At 35.4% G+C, this 19,675-nt stretch carries 15 protein-coding genes and 2 tRNA genes; 12 read left to right on the top strand and 5 right to left on the bottom strand.

The genetic code is table 11. The annotated features are described in order from the left end of the window. Nucleotides 1-109: 109 nt before the first annotated feature. Nucleotides 110-1,003, bottom strand: a complete 894-nt coding sequence (locus IE051_RS04365) for a 3-keto-disaccharide hydrolase (RefSeq protein WP_189359558.1) — start codon at nucleotides 1,001-1,003, stop codon at nucleotides 110-112. A 214-nt stretch (nucleotides 1,004-1,217) separates the two neighbouring features. Here IE051_RS04365 and IE051_RS04360 point away from each other — a divergent pair, with 214 nt between their 5' ends. Then, nucleotides 1,218-1,766, top strand: a complete 549-nt coding sequence (locus IE051_RS04360; protein ID WP_189359557.1) for a VOC family protein — start codon at nucleotides 1,218-1,220, stop codon at nucleotides 1,764-1,766. Nucleotides 1,767-1,799: 33 nt separating this feature from the next. Here IE051_RS04360 and IE051_RS04355 read toward each other — a convergent pair whose 3' ends face one another. Together IE051_RS04355 and IE051_RS04350 are read right to left on the bottom strand one after the other, a co-directional pair. Then, the gene (locus IE051_RS04355; protein ID WP_189359556.1) at nucleotides 1,800-2,417 is read right to left on the bottom strand and encodes a methyltransferase domain-containing protein; all 618 of its coding nucleotides are present in this window, start codon (nucleotides 2,415-2,417) and stop codon (nucleotides 1,800-1,802) included. A 41-nt stretch (nucleotides 2,418-2,458) separates the two neighbouring features. Continuing rightward, the gene (locus IE051_RS04350) at nucleotides 2,459-2,998 is read right to left on the bottom strand and encodes an RNA methyltransferase (RefSeq protein ID WP_189359555.1); all 540 of its coding nucleotides are present in this window, start codon (nucleotides 2,996-2,998) and stop codon (nucleotides 2,459-2,461) included. A gap of 129 nt (nucleotides 2,999-3,127) precedes the next feature. Between IE051_RS04350 and mutS the strand changes: the two genes are divergently transcribed. The 4 genes from mutS (at nucleotide 3,128) to IE051_RS04330 (ending at nucleotide 8,462) form a co-directional block, all read left to right on the top strand. Continuing rightward, complete coding sequence (gene mutS, locus IE051_RS04345; RefSeq protein ID WP_189359554.1) at nucleotides 3,128-5,740, top strand: DNA mismatch repair protein MutS; 2,613 nt, start codon at nucleotides 3,128-3,130, stop codon at nucleotides 5,738-5,740. Between the two features lie 97 nt (nucleotides 5,741-5,837). Beyond that, a tRNA-Gly gene (locus tag IE051_RS04340) sits at nucleotides 5,838-5,909 on the top strand. 26 nt (nucleotides 5,910-5,935) lie between these two features. Continuing rightward, nucleotides 5,936-6,019, top strand: a tRNA-Leu gene (locus IE051_RS04335). Between the two features lie 301 nt (nucleotides 6,020-6,320). Continuing rightward, on the top strand, nucleotides 6,321-8,462 hold the full coding sequence (locus IE051_RS04330; protein WP_189359553.1) for a cation:dicarboxylate symporter family transporter: 2,142 nt from the start codon (nucleotides 6,321-6,323) through the stop codon (nucleotides 8,460-8,462). Nucleotides 8,463-8,751: 289 nt separating this feature from the next. On the opposite strand, the gene IE051_RS04325 is transcribed toward IE051_RS04330, so the two are convergent. After that, a complete protein-coding gene (locus IE051_RS04325; protein WP_189359552.1) occupies nucleotides 8,752-9,165 on the bottom strand; it encodes a hypothetical protein in 414 nt (137 codons plus the stop codon). A gap of 253 nt (nucleotides 9,166-9,418) precedes the next feature. Between IE051_RS04325 and IE051_RS04320 the strand changes: the two genes are divergently transcribed. From IE051_RS04320 to IE051_RS18570, 7 genes are read left to right on the top strand one after another with little or no spacing between them, the layout of a single operon-like run. After that, entirely contained in the window at nucleotides 9,419-10,039 is a 621-nt protein-coding gene (locus tag IE051_RS04320) for a GntR family transcriptional regulator (protein ID WP_189359551.1), read from the top strand. 10 nt (nucleotides 10,040-10,049) lie between these two features. Next, on the top strand, nucleotides 10,050-11,096 hold the full coding sequence (locus tag IE051_RS04315; RefSeq protein WP_189359550.1) for a tartrate dehydrogenase: 1,047 nt from the start codon (nucleotides 10,050-10,052) through the stop codon (nucleotides 11,094-11,096). A gap of 6 nt (nucleotides 11,097-11,102) precedes the next feature. Next, nucleotides 11,103-11,738 (top strand): cyclase family protein, encoded by a 636-nt coding sequence (locus IE051_RS04310; protein WP_189359549.1) that lies wholly within the window; start codon nucleotides 11,103-11,105, stop codon nucleotides 11,736-11,738. Next, a complete protein-coding gene (locus tag IE051_RS04305) occupies nucleotides 11,738-13,141 on the top strand; it encodes a four-carbon acid sugar kinase family protein (RefSeq protein ID WP_189359548.1) in 1,404 nt (467 codons plus the stop codon). The genes IE051_RS04310 and IE051_RS04305 overlap by 1 nt, the downstream gene beginning before the upstream one ends. Before the next feature lie 5 nt (nucleotides 13,142-13,146). Then, the gene (locus IE051_RS04300; RefSeq protein WP_189359547.1) at nucleotides 13,147-14,412 is read left to right on the top strand and encodes an MFS transporter; all 1,266 of its coding nucleotides are present in this window, start codon (nucleotides 13,147-13,149) and stop codon (nucleotides 14,410-14,412) included. After that, nucleotides 14,402-15,427, top strand: a complete 1,026-nt coding sequence (locus IE051_RS04295; protein WP_189359546.1) for a Gfo/Idh/MocA family protein — start codon at nucleotides 14,402-14,404, stop codon at nucleotides 15,425-15,427. The genes IE051_RS04300 and IE051_RS04295 overlap by 11 nt, the downstream gene beginning before the upstream one ends. Nucleotides 15,428-15,487: 60 nt before the next feature. After that, entirely contained in the window at nucleotides 15,488-18,352 is a 2,865-nt protein-coding gene (locus IE051_RS18570; RefSeq protein WP_229796728.1) for a DUF5060 domain-containing protein, read from the top strand. A 22-nt stretch (nucleotides 18,353-18,374) separates the two neighbouring features. Here the strand turns inward: IE051_RS18570 and IE051_RS04285 are convergent, their stop codons facing one another. Next, nucleotides 18,375-19,613 carry a 3-deoxy-D-manno-octulosonic acid transferase gene (locus tag IE051_RS04285; protein ID WP_189359545.1) on the bottom strand — a complete coding sequence of 413 codons (1,239 nt, stop codon included), beginning with the start codon at nucleotides 19,611-19,613 and terminating at the stop codon, nucleotides 18,375-18,377. Nucleotides 19,614-19,675: the final 62 nt, after the last annotated feature.

Here is a 19,675-nt window from a genome sequence, read left to right as displayed (position 1 = left end):
ACCAATTTACGTATTAAGTCTTAATTGACCAACTTAAATCCATGATTTCATTTAGGCGTAATTAAAGGGGATTAAAAAAGAGTTTTTAAAAGAGCTGTGATTTTTGCTTTTAAAATAGATTCTTTTGCTCTTGCGTTAATGAATCTATTTCCCTTATTCTTATATTTTTAAAAAATATTTCAGCAGCTTCACTTTGAATTTGAATCTTACCTTGAATTAATGGAACGTCTATGCCATTATCATCAACATATCTAGAGTTTCTTAAAATCATAACAACCTCTCCATTTACAACATGTAGACTTTGGCCTTCAAAACAATAAAGATCCAAGGTATTCCATTCGTCATGGGGTTTCTCATAATTACCTTTTCTCCTGCAATAGTTTCTAAATGGGCTATTCATGCCCACTGGCAAAAAGTCTTGAGATTCATGAGCCAAAGGTGTTAAAACAGATTCCGGTTTATAAGCTCTAATGTCTATTGCCGAATTTTTTTGACTCCAAAAATCACCTGTATGGCCCTCCATAATTTGGAATTCTTGAGATAACATCCATGACCGCCAATATTCAACACCCATTGGTCCTATGGAATGGTATAGAATACCTGAATCTTTTAATAAATCTTTTCGGTAAGCCCAGGTTTTATTTCCCCATCTATATTTTAATTGGAAGTGATAATTTTTAAACACCTTTTTGGTGATTAAACAGCCATAGAATTCACCCGTATTCTTAATAATGGTCTCATTACCTTCCTGAAATGTTGTAAAGACATTGTAGCTTGGTGTATTCAATCCAATAGGAGGTATTAGTTTTCCATCCGCATCTTTTGGCTGTGATCCGTCATATCCTGGTTGGTGCTGGTAGCTTAAAAATACATCCCATTGTGTTAGGTCTTTATCGATTAATTCCTGCCAATTAGAGTTTTTTTCATCATTAGATATCTTATCATTTTTAAGTTGAGAACAAGATGTTAGAAGTAAAAGAATGAAAAAAAATGCTTTATTCATGACATTAAAAATTAATGATGTATTAGAGAGTAATTTTACGACATTTTTGTTTTATCCTATTCCCATTTTTCTGTGTTATAGCACTTGTCAAGTTTTTTATCAGTTATTTGTAGTCAATTAGACCTTATTGTGGAGCAGGGACTATCTTAGGGCATCTTTTTTTTTCATAAGTTGTGCAGTGATTTTCGTTAACGCTTTTAAAAAGAAATATATCATGAAAACTGTCACAGGAAACCTTAATAAAGAGAAAAACGTTTTTACTATGCTCACATGGAAATACACCCTAATTGTGACATTGGTGTTGCTCAGTATAAGTTCTAGTTTTTCGCAAAATGTACAATCGGGAAATGAGAAAGAAGACGTAACAACAGAGGCTCGAGTTACTGGTTTAAATTATATCTGTATTCATGTGCTTGAACTTGAAAAAACATTAAAACTCTATCGTGAAATCCTTGGGTTTAAAATGTCCGACGCTAAAGTGCTTCATGGTCCTGGTTTAGAAGGGATGCTTGTTATGAAATTAAAGGCTGAAGATTTAGAAATAAGTTTGTCCTTAACGGCTCCTGAATTTCAGAACACCATTGGTCCGGTAGGAAATACGAACCATAACCATTTTATGCTTAAAGTGAATGATATTGGTCCCATTGGTGATAAGCTAAAAGCAGAAGGGTATGCGTTAGAAAACGAACATTATGTTAGAGATAAATACACATTCTTTGTAGGCCCAAATGGTGAAATTATAGGCCTATCATCTTGGGATTAGAGGGTTATCGATTATTTTGAAAACTTACTTGTACTAAAAGAGTGTAAATAATTTGGTTGTAATAAGGCCTTTGTTCCCCTCTAATATGTGGGACCCAAAGTGCTGTTCTGACTTTACTTTTAAATTAAAAGGCGGTTGTAATAGGTCAACACCGCTTTGCTGTTTTATTCGAATGCCTTGACCAGAAATAATATTTTTATTAGGTGTAAAATCTCCTATAGGAAGGTGCTCTGTGAGAATAACGTATTTATAATTTCGAAGCTTTTTTACAATTTGTAATATCTCGTTGTTTGAAAGGTGTTGTATTACTTGTCGCAGAATAATACAGTCGCAATTTGGAAGTGTGTCTTTGGCAATATCAAAACATTGAAATTCTAAATTATCGGCAGTAAAAGTGGCCCTGTTTCTTTTAATAAGCGGTTCAACAATGTCAACTGCAATATATTTCTTAGTAAATGGAAGCAATTGCTTGCCTATGTTAAAATCGCCACAACCTAAATCACAAACTATTAAGGGCGGATTAAAAGACGCTAAAAAGTCTGTAACCACCTTAATATAAGGCTCTATAATATCTAGTTGATGTGAACCCGCTCCAGAATAAAAGTCAGTATCTCTTCCACCCCAAAGATGTAGGTCATAAATTTGATTCATGACAGCTTTAGTGGGCCAGGGTGTCTTTAACTTTTTACTCACTAGTTCTCGAGCGTAGATAACTTGCTAAACAAATCCCAAACAACAATCCCGCAGCTAACTGATATGTTTAAAGAGTGTTTGGTACCAAATTGAGGAATTTCAATTACTGCATCACTGGAACTTACTATGTCCTGCGTCACACCTTTTACTTCATTTCCAAAAATTAGCGCATATTTCTGGTTTGATTCAACTTCAAAACGATTAAGCATGGTTGCTTTTTCGGCTTGTTCTATAGCACATATTTTAACATGCTCAGTTTTTAGTTTGTTAACTAAATCCATGGTTTTTTCAACATATTCCCACGCAACGGTATCGGTGCTTCCTAATGCTGTTTTATGAATGTCTTTATGTGGTGGTGTGGCTGTAATGCCGCAGAGGTAAATTTTTTCAACTAAAAAAGCATCACTAGTTCTAAATACAGAGCCTATGTTATTGAGGCTTCTTATGTTATCAAGAATGATAATTATGGGTGTTTTTTTTGCCGCTTTAAATCCGTCAATACTTAATCTTTCTAATTCGTTATTTTTAAGTTTACGCATGGTTTTATTGTTGAAATCTCATTCGAATTGTAGATAACTTATAGAAAATCAACTTCAAAACACATGAAATTAATAGTACATTGCATGCTACAATTTCCACAAAAGTAATATTTAAAAACCACTTTAACCTTGGCAAAAAAAGCAAAAAAAGTAACACCCTTAATGAAGCAGTATAATGCTATAAAAGTAAAGTATCCAGATGCTTTATTATTATTTCGTGTGGGTGATTTTTATGAAACCTTTGGCAGTGATGCCGTTAAAGCAGCAGGGATTTTAGGTATTATTTTAACGAAGCGCGGGGCTGGAAGCGAAAGTGAGACCGAATTAGCTGGATTTCCACATCATTCATTAAACACCTATTTGCCAAAATTAGTAAAGGCAGGAGAACGTGTTGCCATTTGTGACCAGTTGGAAGACCCAAAACAAACCAAAACCATTGTGAAACGCGGCGTTACGGAGTTGGTAACTCCTGGTGTGGCATTGAATGATGAAGTGTTAGTGTCTAAGTCAAACAATTTTTTGTGTTCTGTCTATTTTGATAAGAAATATATAGGTATTTCCTTTTTAGATATTTCTACTGGAGAGTTCTTAACCTCACAAGGAAATGCGGAATATATAGATAAATTACTTCAAAATTTTAGTCCAAGCGAAATATTGGTCTCTAAACAGAAGCGAGCGCTATTTAATGAAACTTTTGGTCCAGATTTTCATACTTTTTATTTAGAGGATTGGGTGTATCAAACAGATTATGCCTATGAAACACTCACCAAACATTTTGATACTAAAAGTTTAAAGGGCTTTGGTATTGAAGATCTGTATGAAGGGATTATTGCATCGGGGTCTATATTGCATTATTTGGGAGAAACGCAGCACCATAAATTACAGCATATCACATCCATTTCTAGAATAGCAGAAGACGATTATGTTTGGATGGATAAGTTTACAATAAGAAATTTAGAGCTTTATAATTCCACAAATAACAATGCGGTTACGCTTTTAAACGTGATTGATAAGACCATTTCTCCCATGGGAGGGCGGTTGCTAAAGCGTTGGTTAGCATTACCCTTAAAAAACGTTGAAAAAATAAAACAACGTCATGAAGTCGTTAGCTTTTTAACAAAAAAAGATGTTGTACTTCACAATGTTCAAAATCATATTAAACAAATTGGTGATTTAGAACGCTTGATCTCAAAAGTAGCAACAGGGAAAGTGAATCCCAGGGAGGTTATTCAGCTTAAAAATTCATTAGAAGCTATTGTTCCTATAAAAAGTCAGGCTTCTAAAGCAGAAAATGAATCACTGCGTATTATTGGAGATAATCTTCAAAGTTGTGATGTCCTTCGTGAGAAAATAAAAGAGACTTTGAATGAAGATGCTCCTGTAAACATTTTAAAAGGAAATAGTATTGCAAATGGCTTTTCGGCAGAATTGGATGAACTCCGGGGCTTATCTAAATCGGGTAAAGATTATTTGGATGCTATGCTAGAGCGTGAAAGTGAACGTACGGGGATTACCTCACTTAAGATAGCTTCAAACAATGTGTTTGGGTACTACATTGAAGTACGAAATACGCATAAAGATAAAGTACCAGAAGAATGGATTAGAAAACAAACCTTAGTAAGCGCAGAACGGTATATTACAGAAGAACTAAAGGAATATGAAGCCAAAATTCTAGGTGCCGAAGAACGCATTCTTGCCATTGAACAGCAATTGTTTTCTGAATTAATAGCATGGATGAGTCGATATATAAAAGCCGTGCAGCAAAACGCCTATTTAATAGGGCAGCTAGATTGCTTGTGTGGTTTTTCGCAATTGGCAAAAGACAATAATTATGTATACCCTATGCTTGATGATTCTAATGAATTAGATATTAAAGATGGGCGTCATCCGGTCATTGAAAAGCAATTACCAATAGGAGAAGCTTATATTGCCAATGATGTTTTTCTAGATGGCACAAGTCAACAAATTATTATGATTACAGGACCTAATATGTCCGGTAAATCAGCCATATTACGTCAAACAGCGTTAATAGTATTACTGGCTCAAATAGGGAGTTTTGTCCCGGCAAAGGAAGCGCGGATTGGTATTGTAGATAAGATTTTTACCAGGGTGGGAGCTTCAGATAATATATCTATGGGCGAGTCTACTTTTATGGTGGAGATGAATGAAACCGCTTCCATTCTTAATAATATATCTAAAAGAAGTTTAGTCCTTTTGGATGAAATTGGCCGGGGAACAAGTACCTATGATGGTATTTCTATTGCATGGGCCATTAGTGAATATTTACATGAACATCCTGCACATCCAAAAACATTATTTGCAACGCATTACCACGAGCTTAATGAAATGAGTGAAACTTTTGGGCGTATAAAAAACTTCAATGTTTCGGTAAAAGAACTGAAAGATAATGTCCTATTTTTAAGGAAGCTTGTTGAAGGAGGAAGCGCACATAGTTTTGGTATTCATGTGGCTAAAATGGCAGGTATGCCGCAACAAGTTTTAAGGCGAGCAAACAAAATTTTAGAAAAATTAGAAAAATCACATTCTAGTGAAGAATTAACAGACAAGGTAAAAACGTTAAATGACGACTTGCAGTTAAGTTTTTTCAATCTTGACGATCCGTTATTGGAGAATATCAAAGATGAAATTTTACATACTGATATAGATACACTTACTCCGGTTGAAGCGTTAATGAAATTGAATGAAATTAAACGGATGTTGGTTAAGAAAAAGCAAGCTTAAAATATTTTTTAATTATTTCATTAAAAGCCTTTGGATTTAGGATAAATATTTTAAATTTGCATCCGCAATCGAGAGGTTGTATGTTCATTAAAAAACTGCGAAAGTAGCTCAGGGGTAGAGCATCACCTTGCCAAGGTGGGGGTCGCGGGTTCAAATCCCGTCTTTCGCTCTGAAACTTTCTTAAAATATACCAATGCTGAAGTGGTGGAATTGGTAGACACGTTGGACTTAAAATCCAATGTCCATTAGGACGTACGGGTTCAAGTCCCGTCTTCAGTACTAAAGCCTTTATCTTTTATTAGATAAAGGCTTTTTTATGCCCTAATAAATCCTTCTTAATCTAGGAATCTTTAAAAGTAATGGGTTAATAATCAGGGTAACGAACTTGATTGTCTTCTATTCTGTCTCAATTAGCAAATTTAGTTGCTGATACGTGTCATATGTAACCATTCAAAATTGTTTTTTTACAATAATTTTATTCCTCTGAATTAAATATATATTGTGTGTCCAAAACATTATTATTTTGATTTACTGCAATTTGATATCAATATTATTTTAAATTTATAGAAAATGTATTTCAATGAGTTTATCTAAGAAAATAATAATTGGTCTTTTGTTAGGCGTTGCAGTTGGATTGTTTTTTGGCGAGTATGTGTCTTTTTTTCAAGTAATAGGTGATGGTTTTGTAGGGTTGTTACAAATGACTGTTTTACCATACATCATGGTCTCAATCATTGCCAATTTAGGACGTATGTCTTTAACAGAAGGAAAGGCATTGGTCATTAATGGTCTGAAAATTTTATTTCTTTTGTTAGCCATTGGCGTAGTAACATTGGTACTCCTTCCTTTGGCATTGCCTAGTTGGTCTGCATCCTCGTTTTTTAAACCATCTATTATTGCCGTGGAGCAACCTTTAAATTTCTTGGAGCTTTATATCCCTTCCAACCCATTTGGTTCAATGGCTAAAAACATTGTACCAGCGGTTGTTTTGTTTAGTATTTTTTTAGGTATTGGATTAAGTAAAATAGATCAAAAAAAGAATCTACTGCATAGCATGGATGTGATTGCAGATGCTTTGAATCAAATAAATAAAATGGTGATAAAGATCACACCATATGGCGTTTTCGCAATCGCAGCTTATAATGCGGGCACCATGTCTTTTGATGAGATTCAACGACTCCATGCCTATATTATAATTTATACCATTGCCGTATTATTGTTGGGCTTCTATTGGCTGCCTTTATTAATTTCTGTAACCACAGGTATTAAGCCTAAAGAGTTGTTTGGCGCGACTAAAAGTACCTTATTAACCATTTTTGCAACTGGAAAAATTATTGTGGTCTTGCCACAGCTTATTAGTAACGTTAAAAAATTAATGCGATATAAAGATGGGAGAGATGATGAAACTTCTGCAAAGGCTGATATTATGATGCCTTTGGCTTACCCTTTTCCAAACTTAGGTACTTTTGTCATTTTTGTATTTGTACCTTTTGTTGGTTGGTATATGGGCAATTCTTTTAACGCTCTAGAAAACATCACCTTTGTAGGCGCTACCCTGTTTAGTAGCTTTGTAGCACCCGTTACGGGAATCCCATTTTTATTAGATTTAATGAAGTTGCCTCAAGAAATGTTTCAGCTGTTTATTATTTCTAGCGTTTATACTGACCGAATTCGTGTTGTTTTAGGAGCCATTCATCTTGTTGCTTTAACTATAATCGCAGTAAAAATGACCGTAGGAAGTATACACATATTGTGGCCTAGATTAATACGAGGTGTCTTAGTTGGAATCGTTTTAACTTCATTTGCGTTAATTGGAACAAGGGTCTATTTGGCATATGCTTTAGGTGAAAGTGAGCAATATGAAAGTTTTATAGTTATGAATTTATCTAAAGAATTTAAAACGGGACAAATTAAAGATGTCTCGGTTTTAATTTCCGATACGACCCAGAGAAAATCTTATAATCAGATTAGAACAATTAAAAACCGAGGGGTGTTACGAGTAGGCTATATGGCCAATCATTTGCCTTTTGCTTTTAAAAATGACAAGGCGGAAATGGTGGGATTTGATATTGAAATGGCCTATAATTTGGCAGAGGAATTAGGTGTGAAACCGGAATTTTACGCGGTTACACCCAACCAAATAAAAACTTTATTATTTAGAGGACAAATAGATATTGTAATGTCCGGATTAGTATCTACTACACAAGGCTTGGAAAGTTATAACTTGTCAAATTCCTATCTAGACCAGACTGCGTCATTGATAGTACCCGATTATAATAGGGCCAAATTTAAATCAAAAAGCGCCTTGTTAGCTCAAAAGGATTTAAAAATAGGATATACAAACAACTATTTTAAGGATAAGATAAAAAAGCTTTTACCTAATGCAGAATTGGTTAAAGTCAGTTCTCCGAGACCATTTTTTAAGAAGAACAAAGAAAAAATGGATGCCCTGTTGTACTCGGCAGAAGCTGGGTCGGCATGGACCATCATTTATCCCTCATATAATGTAAATGTTTTACAACCAGATATGATTAAAATTCCGACTACTTACCCTTTGGTAAAAGACGATACTTGGCTGCTTTATGTAAATACATGGTTAGAACTTAAGGAAAAAGATGGAACTATTAAGCAATTATTTGAGCATTGGATTGAAGGTGGGGGTGCTCATATTGTGGAACCACGCTGGTCCGTTATAAAAGATGTGTTGCATTGGGTAGACTAGTAATAAAAGACTCGATTTAATCTAATATAATCAGTCGTTTAAAAGAGATACTGCTACTTGTGAAATTACACAAATTATAGGGTGAGGCTAAAAAAGGTGATTTCAAAATCAGCGCTTTAACACATAGTAAACGCCTGTTTTATATTTATTGAGTAATAATGAACTACAAAAAAAGCCTTTGTCTTTTTCTAAGACAAAGGCTTTTTTTAGTTTAATACCAATTGGTATTTCTTTAATTCTTTTTAAGGATGTTGTGAGATGCGATAGCATCACATACCCTTTAAGTGGTTTATATAACCGGTACTTCAATAGTCAAGAAAATATCTTGTCCATCTGCATCTTCCCCTTGATAAAATTTGAAAATATAGGGTTCTGACTGTAATGCTTGTACGGGTATAGAAAAGGTTGTCTCCCTGATATTAGGTGTGCACGGAATACCGTCATCTACATGGCCAATAGGATATATAAGCCTTGAGGTGCCTTCATAGAAGTAATCATATTGATTGTAGAAAAAATAACAACTATTTGGTAATTCTATGGTGACATTAATCCGGTAAGTACGTCCAAAAACGAATTCCTCTGGTACGTCGGCGCTTACGGTGTTAACATATTCTAGGTGGTACTCGTGATCGTTATAGTCATCATCATTACTACAACCAAGAACTAAAAAAGCGATGAAAAATAGGGAAATTAACTGTTTCATATTACATAAATTTAACCAAAAATAAGAAATTTTAAAATTATTTATCATGACATACCATGTCACATCTCCATTATTTTGACTACTAGGAAACAGCTTTTTATTGATGTATTAGCGAAAACATAAACACTTGTACAAAGCGTATACAGCTTAATTATGAGGTTGTTATAACTTGTGATTCGTGTTTTTCTTGTTGCGGTATAAAATAAAATGTTGTATAATTGTGTTTTGTATACAAAACACAATTTACTTTTATATGATTGAACATACAGATTTAAGCCAGCCCATTTATTTGCGTTTAAAAGACATGATTCGTAATGGAGAGCTTAAGCAGGGCGAGAAAATCGTTCAAGAAAAAATATCAGAATTGTTAGGGGTTAGTAGAACCCCTTTAATGAAAGCCTTATTAGCTTTAGAGAATGAATATCTTGTAGAGAGTATACCAAGACGAGGGATGTTTGTGCGGTCTTTAGATGAAAAGGAAATATTTGATATTTATATCTGCCGCGAGGCTATTGAAGGTATGGCAGCTAGAGTTTTGGCAATAAAAAAGGACGAAGCCGTTGTGAAACAACTTAAAGCATGCTTTATGCCTTTTTCTTCACAATCAAATATAGATTTGGATGCCTATACTAGAGCAGATGAACATTTTCATTCACTTCTAATTAAACTAACCAATAATGCCCCTTTGGATAAGATATATTTCTTTAGCAATATTCATGATAAGGTGACAGGGCATGGACTGGTGAGGCCTCCAGAAGAAACGTTACATGAGCATTTCAAAATTATTAATGCCATAGAAAACGGGAATGCAGATCAAGCGGAAAAATATGCTAGAGAACATATTGAAAAATCGAGAATACTATTAAATAAATAAATACAAAAAAGTGAAAAATTACAACATTGCAGTAGTACCAGGAGATGGTATAGGGAACGAAATTGTACCTCAAGGATACAGGGTGCTAGAAGCAGTCGCTGAAAAACATGGTTTTAGTATTAGCTCAGAATCTTTTGGTTGGGGAGCAGGTTATTACTTAGAAAATGGTGAGTTTTTACCAGAGGATGGTTTAGAAACTTTAAAGAAATTTGACGCCGTTTATTTCGGTTCTGTAGGATTACCAGCAGTTGATGATACCCTTCCTGCAAAAGATTACACCTTTAAGGTAAGAACATCGTTTAATCAATACGTAAATTACAGACCGGTAAGAACTTACCCTGGTGTAACAAGACCGTTACGTTCTGAAAAACATATTGATTTTGTAATCGTTAGAGAGAATACAGAAGGAGAGTTTGTTCAAATGGGAGGTCAGTATTTGCCAGATGAAGAAAACGGAATGGGTACAGATACCAGTGTTTTTACAAGAAAAGGTATTGAGCGTGTAGCCCATTATGCCTTTAAATTGGCGAGAAAAAGAAGAAATAAAGTCACGCATATTACAAAGTCCAATACCTTAATTAATAGTTTGGCCTATTGGGATAGAGTGATTAAAGAAGTAGCCCAACAATATCCAGATGTTGAGCACGAACAAATGTATATTGATAACTCTACCGCTATGTTTGTTTTAAAGCCAGAAATTTTTGATGTGGTTTTAACAACCAACCTTTTTGGTGATATTTTAAGTGATTTAGGTGGTGCTATTATGGGAAGTTTAGGTCTTGGTGGTAGTGGAAATGTAAATCCTGAGAAGGAGTTTCCATCTATGTTTGAACCAATACATGGTTCTGCACCAGATATTGCAGGAAATAATATAGCAAATCCTTATGGACAAATATGGTCTGCAGCCATTATGTTAGAGCATTTGGGAGAGATTGAAGCCGCGCAAAACATTATGGATGCTATTGATAAAAGTACGTCTGAAGGTGTTTTGACCGTAGACTTAGGTGGTTCTGCAACAACATCTGATGTTGCCGATGCAGTAATTAAAAACCTATAGTTCTCTATGAACAATATTGTTGATCTTACATTAACATATACAGATAGTTTTGCTGGTTTCTCTAAGGAAATCAGTAAAACTATTGATAATGATGGCTGGAACGCTAGCACCTTGTCGTTTTATTCGCATTGTGGTACGCATATGGATGCGCCCTTGCATTTTAATGTAAGTAATCAAACTATTGATCAAATACCTGTAGACCATTTTGTTGGTAAAGCTTGGATAATTGATATGCGTACGCTGGGAGCAAAGGGGCTAATTCAGATTAGTCATATCCCGCAAGATGTGCTAGATGTATTCCAAAAAGGTGATAGCCTTGTTTTTTGGACAGGTTGGTCGCAATTCGTCAATACAGCTAAATATAGAAATGAATTACCCCGCATTTCTGAAGAATTGGCACATTGGTGTGTGTTAAATGAGGTTAAAATGCTTGGTGTTGAACCGCCATCAGTGGCCGATCTAAATAATATTGATGAGGTTACTAAAATTCATCAAATTCTTTTAGAAGGTGTTGTTATTATTGAAGGACTCACTAATCTTGAAAATCTAAACTCTAATTGCGTTGAACTTATAGCATTGCCCTTAAAAATAGGTGGTGGTGATGGTTCTCCTGCTAGAGTAATAGCAATTGAAAAATATTAATGAGCATTTTAGAAGAAAACATTATTCGGCTATTACCAACAGAAGATAAATCACTAGACTATAGAGCTACCAACAACTCCTTATTTACATCTCTTGATAAAACATGCATCGTTATAGATGATGATCCTACAGGAAATCAAACCGTCTATGATATTCCGTTATTAACCAACTGGGAAATTCAAACTTTGGTTGATGAATTCAAAAAGAGAACTCCAACTTTCTTTTTGCTAACAAATTCTAGAAGTTTGTCAGCCAGTCAATCCAAAGCGATATATGCTCAGATTGCACAAAATATATTAGCGGCATCAAAGCTTGTTGATCGTGACTTTACGTTGATAAGCAGGAGTGATTCTACCTTAAGAGGTCATTTTTTTGAGATAGAAACGCTGCAGCTAGAAGTAGGTGAAAATGACGCTGTTACCATGGTTATACCTGTGATGTTTGAGGGCGGAAGAGTCACTGTGAATGATAATCACTATATTCAGCGGGAAGGGGGCTTAACCCCGGTAAATGAGACACCATTTTCACAGGACCATACGTTTGGTTATAAACATGCGAATTTAAAAAAATGGATTGAAGAAAAAACGCATGGTAAAATTAAAGCCAATAGCATTTATGCGATTTCTATTCATGATATACGTACCAAAAACCTTAATGACTTAGTTGAGGATATCATCACTATACCTTCGGGTGCACACTGTATAATAAATGCTTTAAATTATTATGATTTAGATAAAGCGACCTGTGCTTTATTACAAGCCCAGTCTCAAGGAAAATCTTTAATATATAGAACCTCAAGTTCATTTGTGCCTTCCTATATTGGGTTGAAGCCTAAAGGTTTATTAAAGGTCGATGATATTGTTGACACCAACAATAAACGAGGAGGATTAACCATAGTTGGGTCTTATGTCCCTAAATCGTCATCACAACTCCATAAAGCATTAACACACTATGCGACGGATACCATCGTTGAGGTTGATGTTTCAAAAGTGATAGGAAATGAATCCCGGGCTTACTTAATAGCATTGTTAAAGGTGATAGATAATAAGCTTGAGAACGGACAGGATGTCATTGTATTTACTAGTAGGAAATTAGTAACGGGGAAAGATACTGGTTCAAATATCAATATAGCGAAGCAGGTATCTAATGCGTTAGTGTATTTGGTCCAAAATTTAAAAGAAAAACCAAAATATCTTTTAGCAAAAGGAGGTATAACATCAAATGATTTGGCTTTGCATGGATTGGGGATGAAACAATCGAAAGTTTTAGGGCAGATTGAAGCTGGTATTCCGGTTTGGGAAATGGGGAGTGAAACCAAATTCCCTAAGCTATTATATATTGTATTTCCAGGTAATGTAGGTGATGAACATACATTGCTCAAGATAATTACGAAACTAAACTAACCACCATGATAAAAAAAGTACCATCCAAACGTTATGGATTCTTTGCAGGCTCCTTTTTAATTACACTCCTCTTGTATATTGACAGAGTTTGTATCTCTTCAGCCAAAGATTCCATCAGCGCAGATTTAAATCTAACTGATATTCAAATGGGTTGGGTGCTCAGTGCCTTTGCTCTGGGATATGCTTTGTTTCAGGTGCCAGGAGGTGCCATGGGTGATAAATATGGTGTGCGTAAAGTTATGACGTCTATTATGGTGCTATGGTCTTTTTTTACGGCGTTAACTGGAGCAGCATGGAGCTATATGTCCATGCTTTTTTTTAGATTTATTTTTGGCGGTGCAGAAGCTGGTGCATTTCCTAATATTTCACGGGCTGCTTTTTCATGGGTACCCTTGAAGGAACGCGGGATTTTTCAGGGAATAAACTTCTCAGGATCTCGTCTAGGTGCAGCCTTTGCATTACCTCTTGTAGCTTATTTAATAGAGGCCTGGGGGTGGCGATCTATTTTTTATTTCTTTGGTATTATTGGGGTTATTTGTGCTGGGTTATTCTATGTTCTTTTTAGGAATAAACCAGAAGAACACCCTGGTATATCTCAGCTTGAAAAAGATTATATCATTGAAAATAGACAAAAGGAAACCGATGCGAAGAAAGTAGAATTGCCAATAGGTGTAATTCTAAAATCGAAGAATGTCATTTTAGCCATGATTCAATATATAGGGAGTAATTTTATTTTCTTTTTTATGTTAACATGGTTGTTTCCTTATATTAAAGATAAGTATAGTTTAAATCTAGTAACAACAGGCTTTTATGCTATGATGCCGTTACTCGCAGGAGCCTTAGGCAACTGGGTGTCTGGTTATACCGTGGATGCCATATATAAATCCGGAAAATGGAAGTTGTCAAGACAAGTACCTGCTATTGTAGGATTCGTATTGGTGGTAACCGGGATACTTTCAAGCTTGTATATGGATACGGCCTTAGGGGCTGTACTATGCTTATCTGTGGCCATTTTTGGGGCAGACATGACATTAAGCCCCTCTTGGTCTTTTTGTATGGATATTGGAAAAGAAAACTCCGGTAAAGTATCGGGCATGATGAATATGGCAGGGAATTTAGGTGCTTTTTCCACAGCGCTGGCTTTTCCTTATCTCATAGAATGGACAGGGTCAACGCAGCCTTTTTTCTATGTGGCAGCCTTTTTGGGTCTGGTAGCCATTATATGTTGGTTGTATATGGATTCTTCAAAAGAAATAAAATATGAAAAGTAAATTAAAGGGGGTTGCCATAGGAGCGGGTTATTTTAGTAGGTTTCAATACGAGGCTTGGACGCGTATTCCTGAGGTTGAAATAACAGCATTATGTAATTCAAACCTTGAACGGGCTAAAGGCATTATGGAGCCTTATGGTGTTAAAAAGCATTACACCGATTATAAGGAAATGATTATTCAGGAAAAACCTGATTTTGTTGATATTATAACCCCGCCAGAAACACATTTTGAAATGTGTAAGTTTGCCGCAGATCATGGTGTTCATATTATATGCCAAAAGCCGTTGGCACCTACTATTGAAGAATCGCAGAAGATTGTAGATTATGTGTCAAAAAAGGGAGTTCGATTTGTAGTTCATGAAAATTTCAGATTTCAACCTTGGCATAGGGAAATTAAAAAGATCATCAATCAAGGTGCAATAGGAGATTTATTTAGTTTGAATTTTAGAAGCCGCATGGGTGATGGTTGGGGTGATGATGCCTATTTGTCAAGACAACCCTATTTTAGGGATTATAAAAAGTTGCTTATTTATGAAACAGGCGTACATTTTATTGATACGTTTAGGTATCATGCTGGAGAAGTAGCGAGCGTTTATGCTATTTTAAAACGTCTGAATCCTGTTATAAAAGGTGAAGATTCTGGATTAATGGTTCTTAATTTTGAAAACAAGGCCCATGCCATTTGGGATGCCAATCGTTTTAATGAGAATAACTTTAAAAAACAGCGTTATACCTTTGGCGAATATTTAATTGATGGTTCAAAAGGATCTATAAGATTGTATTCGGATGGACAAATTACCATTCAACAATTAGGGAGAAAAGAAAGGAATCATAATTATATACATAATGACATTGGTTTTGCAGGTGATTGCTGCTATATATTTCAAAGAGATTTTGTGAATAAAATGATAGCCGATCAGCCTTTTGAAACGAGTGGACATGAATATTTAAAAACCCTAAAGGCACAGGAGGCTGTTTATGAATCATCTCAGCTCAATAAGCCCGTGTTTTTGTGACTTTTCAAGTCATTGCTGAAAAGTAACCTATTAAACTAAACAATTAAAATATACCACCACATGAAAAAACTATATGTTTCAACAGTACTATTTGTTTTATTCCTAAGTTCTGTGCATGCGCAAGACGCTAAAATTGAAGGTCAATTAAAAAAATGGCATAAAGTAACCTTAAGCTTTGAAGGAGACACATTGAATGAGTTTGATGAGAATAATCCCTTCTTAAATTACAGATTAAACGTCGTTTTTTCAAACAAATCAAAGACTTATATTGTCCCAGGATTTTATGCAGCCGATGGAAATGCAGGAGAGACAAGTGCTCGAAGTGGGAACATTTGGAAAGTAAGATTCATGCCTGATGAAGCTGGGGAATGGAGTTATAAGGTGTCTTTTAGGAAAGGTGAAAATATAGCAGTAAATAGTGATATTTCAGCAGGAGAACCAACTGCTTTTGACGGTGCTAATGGCAGTTTTGTCATTGGAGAAGCTGATAAAATAGGGACTGCATTCAGAACCAAAGGGCGGCTAAAATATGTTGGAGAACGCTATTTGAAATATGCAGACACCAATGAGTCCTTTATAAAGGGCGGGGCAGATAGCCCTGAGAATTTCTTAGGGTATTATGAGTTTGACCAAACACCAGATTCGCATAAATATGAGCCGCATGCACAAGATTGGAAGCAGGGTGATCCTACTTGGCAAAATGGCAAAGGAAAAAATATTATTGGAGCGTTAAACTATTTGGCGTCTAAAAACATGAACTCCGTATATTTTTTAACAATGAACATTCAAGGTGATGGAAAGGATGTTTGGCCATGGACTAATGAACACGAGCGGTACCGTTATGACTGCAGTAAACTAGACCAATGGGAGGTGGTTTTTGATCATATGGATCAATTAGGTTTAATGCTACACATTGTAACACAAGAAACTGAAAATGAATTATTACTTGATATTGGAGAAACAAAGGTGCAACGCAAATTGTATTATCGGGAGCTCATTGCAAGATTTTCACATCACTTAGGCATCACTTGGAATTTGGGTGAAGAAAATGGACCATTAAGTTGGACACCAAAAGGTCAAAATGATCAGGATAGAAAAGATATGGCCAAGTATATAAAACAGAATGATCCGTATCAAAATTTTATAGCCTTGCACACCCATGCAAATACAGATGCTCAAGATTTGTTTCTAACACCACTTTTAGGTTATGAGTATTTAGATGGTCCTTCAATGCAAACTCATCACCCTCATAATGTACATGATATTACTGTAAAATGGATTAATGAGTCTAAAAATTTTGGTAGACCCTGGGTAGTCAATCAAGATGAAATAGGACCCGCTGATACTGGAGCAAAACCTGATGCTGATGATCCCGAACATAATGAGATAAGAGCAGATGTTTTATGGGGTAATTTAATGGCAGGAGGCGCTGGTGTTGAATGGTATTTTGGTTATAAGTATGCACATAATGATTTAAAATGTGAAGATTGGCGGTCTCGTGATATATTATGGGATCAGACAAGATATGCCATGGAGTTTTTTCATAAGTATATATCTTTTGAAACAATGCATTCGGCTGATGACTTAACTGAAAATGAACATGATTTTGTGTTCGCGGAAAAAGGAGCTGTTTATGTAGTTTATCTTCCGGAAGTCAAAGAAACCAAACTCGATTTAACCCATACCAAAGCTAAGTACTCGGTAAAATGGTACAACCCAAAAATAGGAGGTGAACTCCAACAGGGAAGTGTTAAAACGTTAAAAGGAGGTGATAAAGTATCCTTAGGATTACCGCCTACAAATGATCAAGACTGGGTAGCCTTGATTCAAAATAAATCTAAAAAAGTCGTATCAGCCTCAAACATTGAAAACAGCATTATTTTAAACGCTTTGGAGGATTTTGAGATTGATAATAAGGCAGAGGCTACGTATTATAAAGAGAAAAAACGAGGGACTTTCGCTATTAATGCTGCTAAGACAGAACAGCGTGATAAATATGCAGCTGCTCAAACTATCTTTAAAGGTGAATCTGGATATTATTCAGTATTCTTGAATACGGTTGCTGAGAACGATGGAGAATCTATTTATGTTATTAAAGTCAATGGGAAACCATTAAAGACGGTTTCAAATCCAAAAGTTCCGGAATCATTTAAAAAAACAAAATTAAGCCTAGGAAAAATTCACCTAAAATTGAATGATACTTTACAGATAGCATCTAAGGCTGTTACTAACGGTATGATTCCGGAGTATGATGAATCGGCATGGTCGAGGGGGCGTTGGCATGCTTTAACTTTAAATCCCTTAAGGTTCAATTTAAAGGAAGAGTTAGAACAAGTTTCAGCTTTTGAAGAAAAGGACGGTCTTTTAGAAGTTGAGGCAGAGGATTATCATTACAATACTAACAATGAAAGTCCAAGAAAATGGTATTTGAGGTCAAAGAAAAGTCCTTTGCCCTTCTCAAAAGGCGCCGATCATACGTCGTCAGCTAGCGGACAGGCCTATATTGAGGCTTTACCAGATACAAGAGTAACTCATGATGATGAATTAATTGTAGGTGAAAATTTCTTCCCTGTACCAGGAACTGGTGGTCTGGTTTCGTATAAAGTAAAAATTAATAATCCAGGGACTTACTATGTTTGGGTCAAAGCGTATTCCAGTGGGCCAGAAGATAATGGCGTCCATGTGGGTGTTGATGGTGAATGGCCTGAAAGCGGACAAAGAATACAGTTATGTGAAGGGAAAAATAAATGGACCTGGTCTTCTGCGCAGCGCGTCCCCGAAAACCATTGTGGTTATGCCCAAACAATTACTTTAAATTTTGAAGCGTCTGGCGAATATATCATCTCTTTCGCCATGCGAGAAGATGGTTTTGAATTGGATAAATGGGTTCTAGCTAGTGATAAAGGTTTTATTCCAGAAAATTAATAGAAACAGGCTAAGCTGATGGCTATTTTATTTTAAGGTAATCAAGTACAAGATTAACAGCGCCTTTGTTTTTTTCAACATAGGCTTTGTTTCTTAAACCGCAAAGCTCGCGTTTTTCGTCATCATTTATTAACGTACTAAGGGTTTGGTTAAATTGCTTTTGAGATGAAATAGAAAACATGCCTCCTTCGTCAATCATGGCTTGAGCTTCGGGGAATTCTTTATAGTTTTTGCCAATAATTATAGGTACTCCAAATACTGCAGCTTCTAAAGCGTTGTGTAACCCTGTATTGCCCATGCCACCGCCAACATAAGCAATATCAGCATAATTGTAGATTTTTGTTAGAATACCGATAGTATCAACAATAAATATGGAATAATCATTGAGCTGTTGCTGTTCTTTTTCTGAAAATAGAATAGAAGCCTTATTTAGTTTTTCTTGAAAACTCTTAATTTGAATTGGCTTTATATTGTGAGGTGCCACAATGAATTTTATGTCCTTTATAGAGGTGTTATTAATAAAATCAATAAATAAGGATTCGTCTTCTGGCCAAGTACTTCCAGCTACAATACATAAGGTGTCATTTTTGAAATCATTGATAAATTCCAATGTATTGTCAATTTTTAGTTGATTAGATACTCGGTCAAAACGGGTGTCACCAGAAATTGTTGCCTCTGTATATCCAATAGATTTGAGTAGTTCTTTTGAAATCTCGTTTTGAGTAAAAATATGCTGAAAGGCGAATAAAGCATTTCTGAACGGGGCACCATAAAACTTAAAATAATGTTGCTCTTTTCTAAAGGCTGCCGAAATTAGAATAGCTTTTAGGTTTTTTACTTTTAAGGCATGTAAGTAATTAGGCCAGATATCATATTTTACAAATACGCTTAGTTCTGGTTTTAGTAAATCTATAAAGCGTTTGGCGTTCGACTGTGAGTCTAAAGGCAGGTAAACAACTACGTCTGCTATTGGTGTGTTTTTCCGTATTTCATACCCTGACGGAGAAAAAAAACTTAGTATTATTTTATGATCCTTGTACTGTTTTCTAAGTTCGGAAAAAACAGGCAGACCTTGTTCGTATTCTCCCAACGAAGCACAATGCAACCAAATTGTTTTGTCTGATTCAGAAATAGTTTGTTCTAAAAGTCTAAAGGTGTGTTTTCTGCCTTGAACCCCCTTATTAAGCTTTTTATTAAATAATGCGCCACACTTAATAAATAAGGTAAGAAGATATATTCCGATATTATATAATAGGTTCAAAACAGTTTCTTTATGCTAAAATACATTTCTTTAAAATATATTCAACCTTAATTTTAATTTGT

The sequence above is a fragment of the Algibacter mikhailovii genome, from assembly GCF_014651495.1.
GTDB lineage: Bacteria > Bacteroidota > Bacteroidia > Flavobacteriales > Flavobacteriaceae > Algibacter_E > Algibacter_E mikhailovii.
This window is presented reverse-complemented; position numbering and strand designations above follow the sequence as displayed.

Excerpts from the sequence above, each read along its gene's own strand:
- IE051_RS04305 (WP_189359548.1), top strand. The coding sequence starts at position 11,738 with ATGAGCATTTTAGAAGAAAACATTATTCGGCTATTACCAACAGAAGAT.
- IE051_RS04300 (WP_189359547.1), top strand. The coding sequence starts at position 13,147 with ATGATAAAAAAAGTACCATCCAAACGTTATGGATTCTTTGCAGGCTCC.
- IE051_RS18570 (WP_229796728.1), top strand. The coding sequence starts at position 15,488 with ATGAAAAAACTATATGTTTCAACAGTACTATTTGTTTTATTCCTAAGT.
- IE051_RS04355 (WP_189359556.1), bottom strand. The coding sequence starts at position 2,417 with ATGAATCAAATTTATGACCTACATCTTTGGGGTGGAAGAGATACTGAC.
- IE051_RS04350 (WP_189359555.1), bottom strand. The coding sequence starts at position 2,998 with ATGCGTAAACTTAAAAATAACGAATTAGAAAGATTAAGTATTGACGGA.
- IE051_RS04365 (WP_189359558.1), bottom strand. The coding sequence starts at position 1,003 with ATGAATAAAGCATTTTTTTTCATTCTTTTACTTCTAACATCTTGTTCT.
- IE051_RS04295 (WP_189359546.1), top strand. The coding sequence starts at position 14,402 with ATGAAAAGTAAATTAAAGGGGGTTGCCATAGGAGCGGGTTATTTTAGT.
- IE051_RS04330 (WP_189359553.1), top strand. The coding sequence starts at position 6,321 with ATGAGTTTATCTAAGAAAATAATAATTGGTCTTTTGTTAGGCGTTGCA.
- IE051_RS04310 (WP_189359549.1), top strand. The coding sequence starts at position 11,103 with ATGAACAATATTGTTGATCTTACATTAACATATACAGATAGTTTTGCT.
- IE051_RS04325 (WP_189359552.1), bottom strand. The coding sequence starts at position 9,165 with ATGAAACAGTTAATTTCCCTATTTTTCATCGCTTTTTTAGTTCTTGGT.
- IE051_RS04360 (WP_189359557.1), top strand. The coding sequence starts at position 1,218 with ATGAAAACTGTCACAGGAAACCTTAATAAAGAGAAAAACGTTTTTACT.
- IE051_RS04320 (WP_189359551.1), top strand. The coding sequence starts at position 9,419 with ATGATTGAACATACAGATTTAAGCCAGCCCATTTATTTGCGTTTAAAA.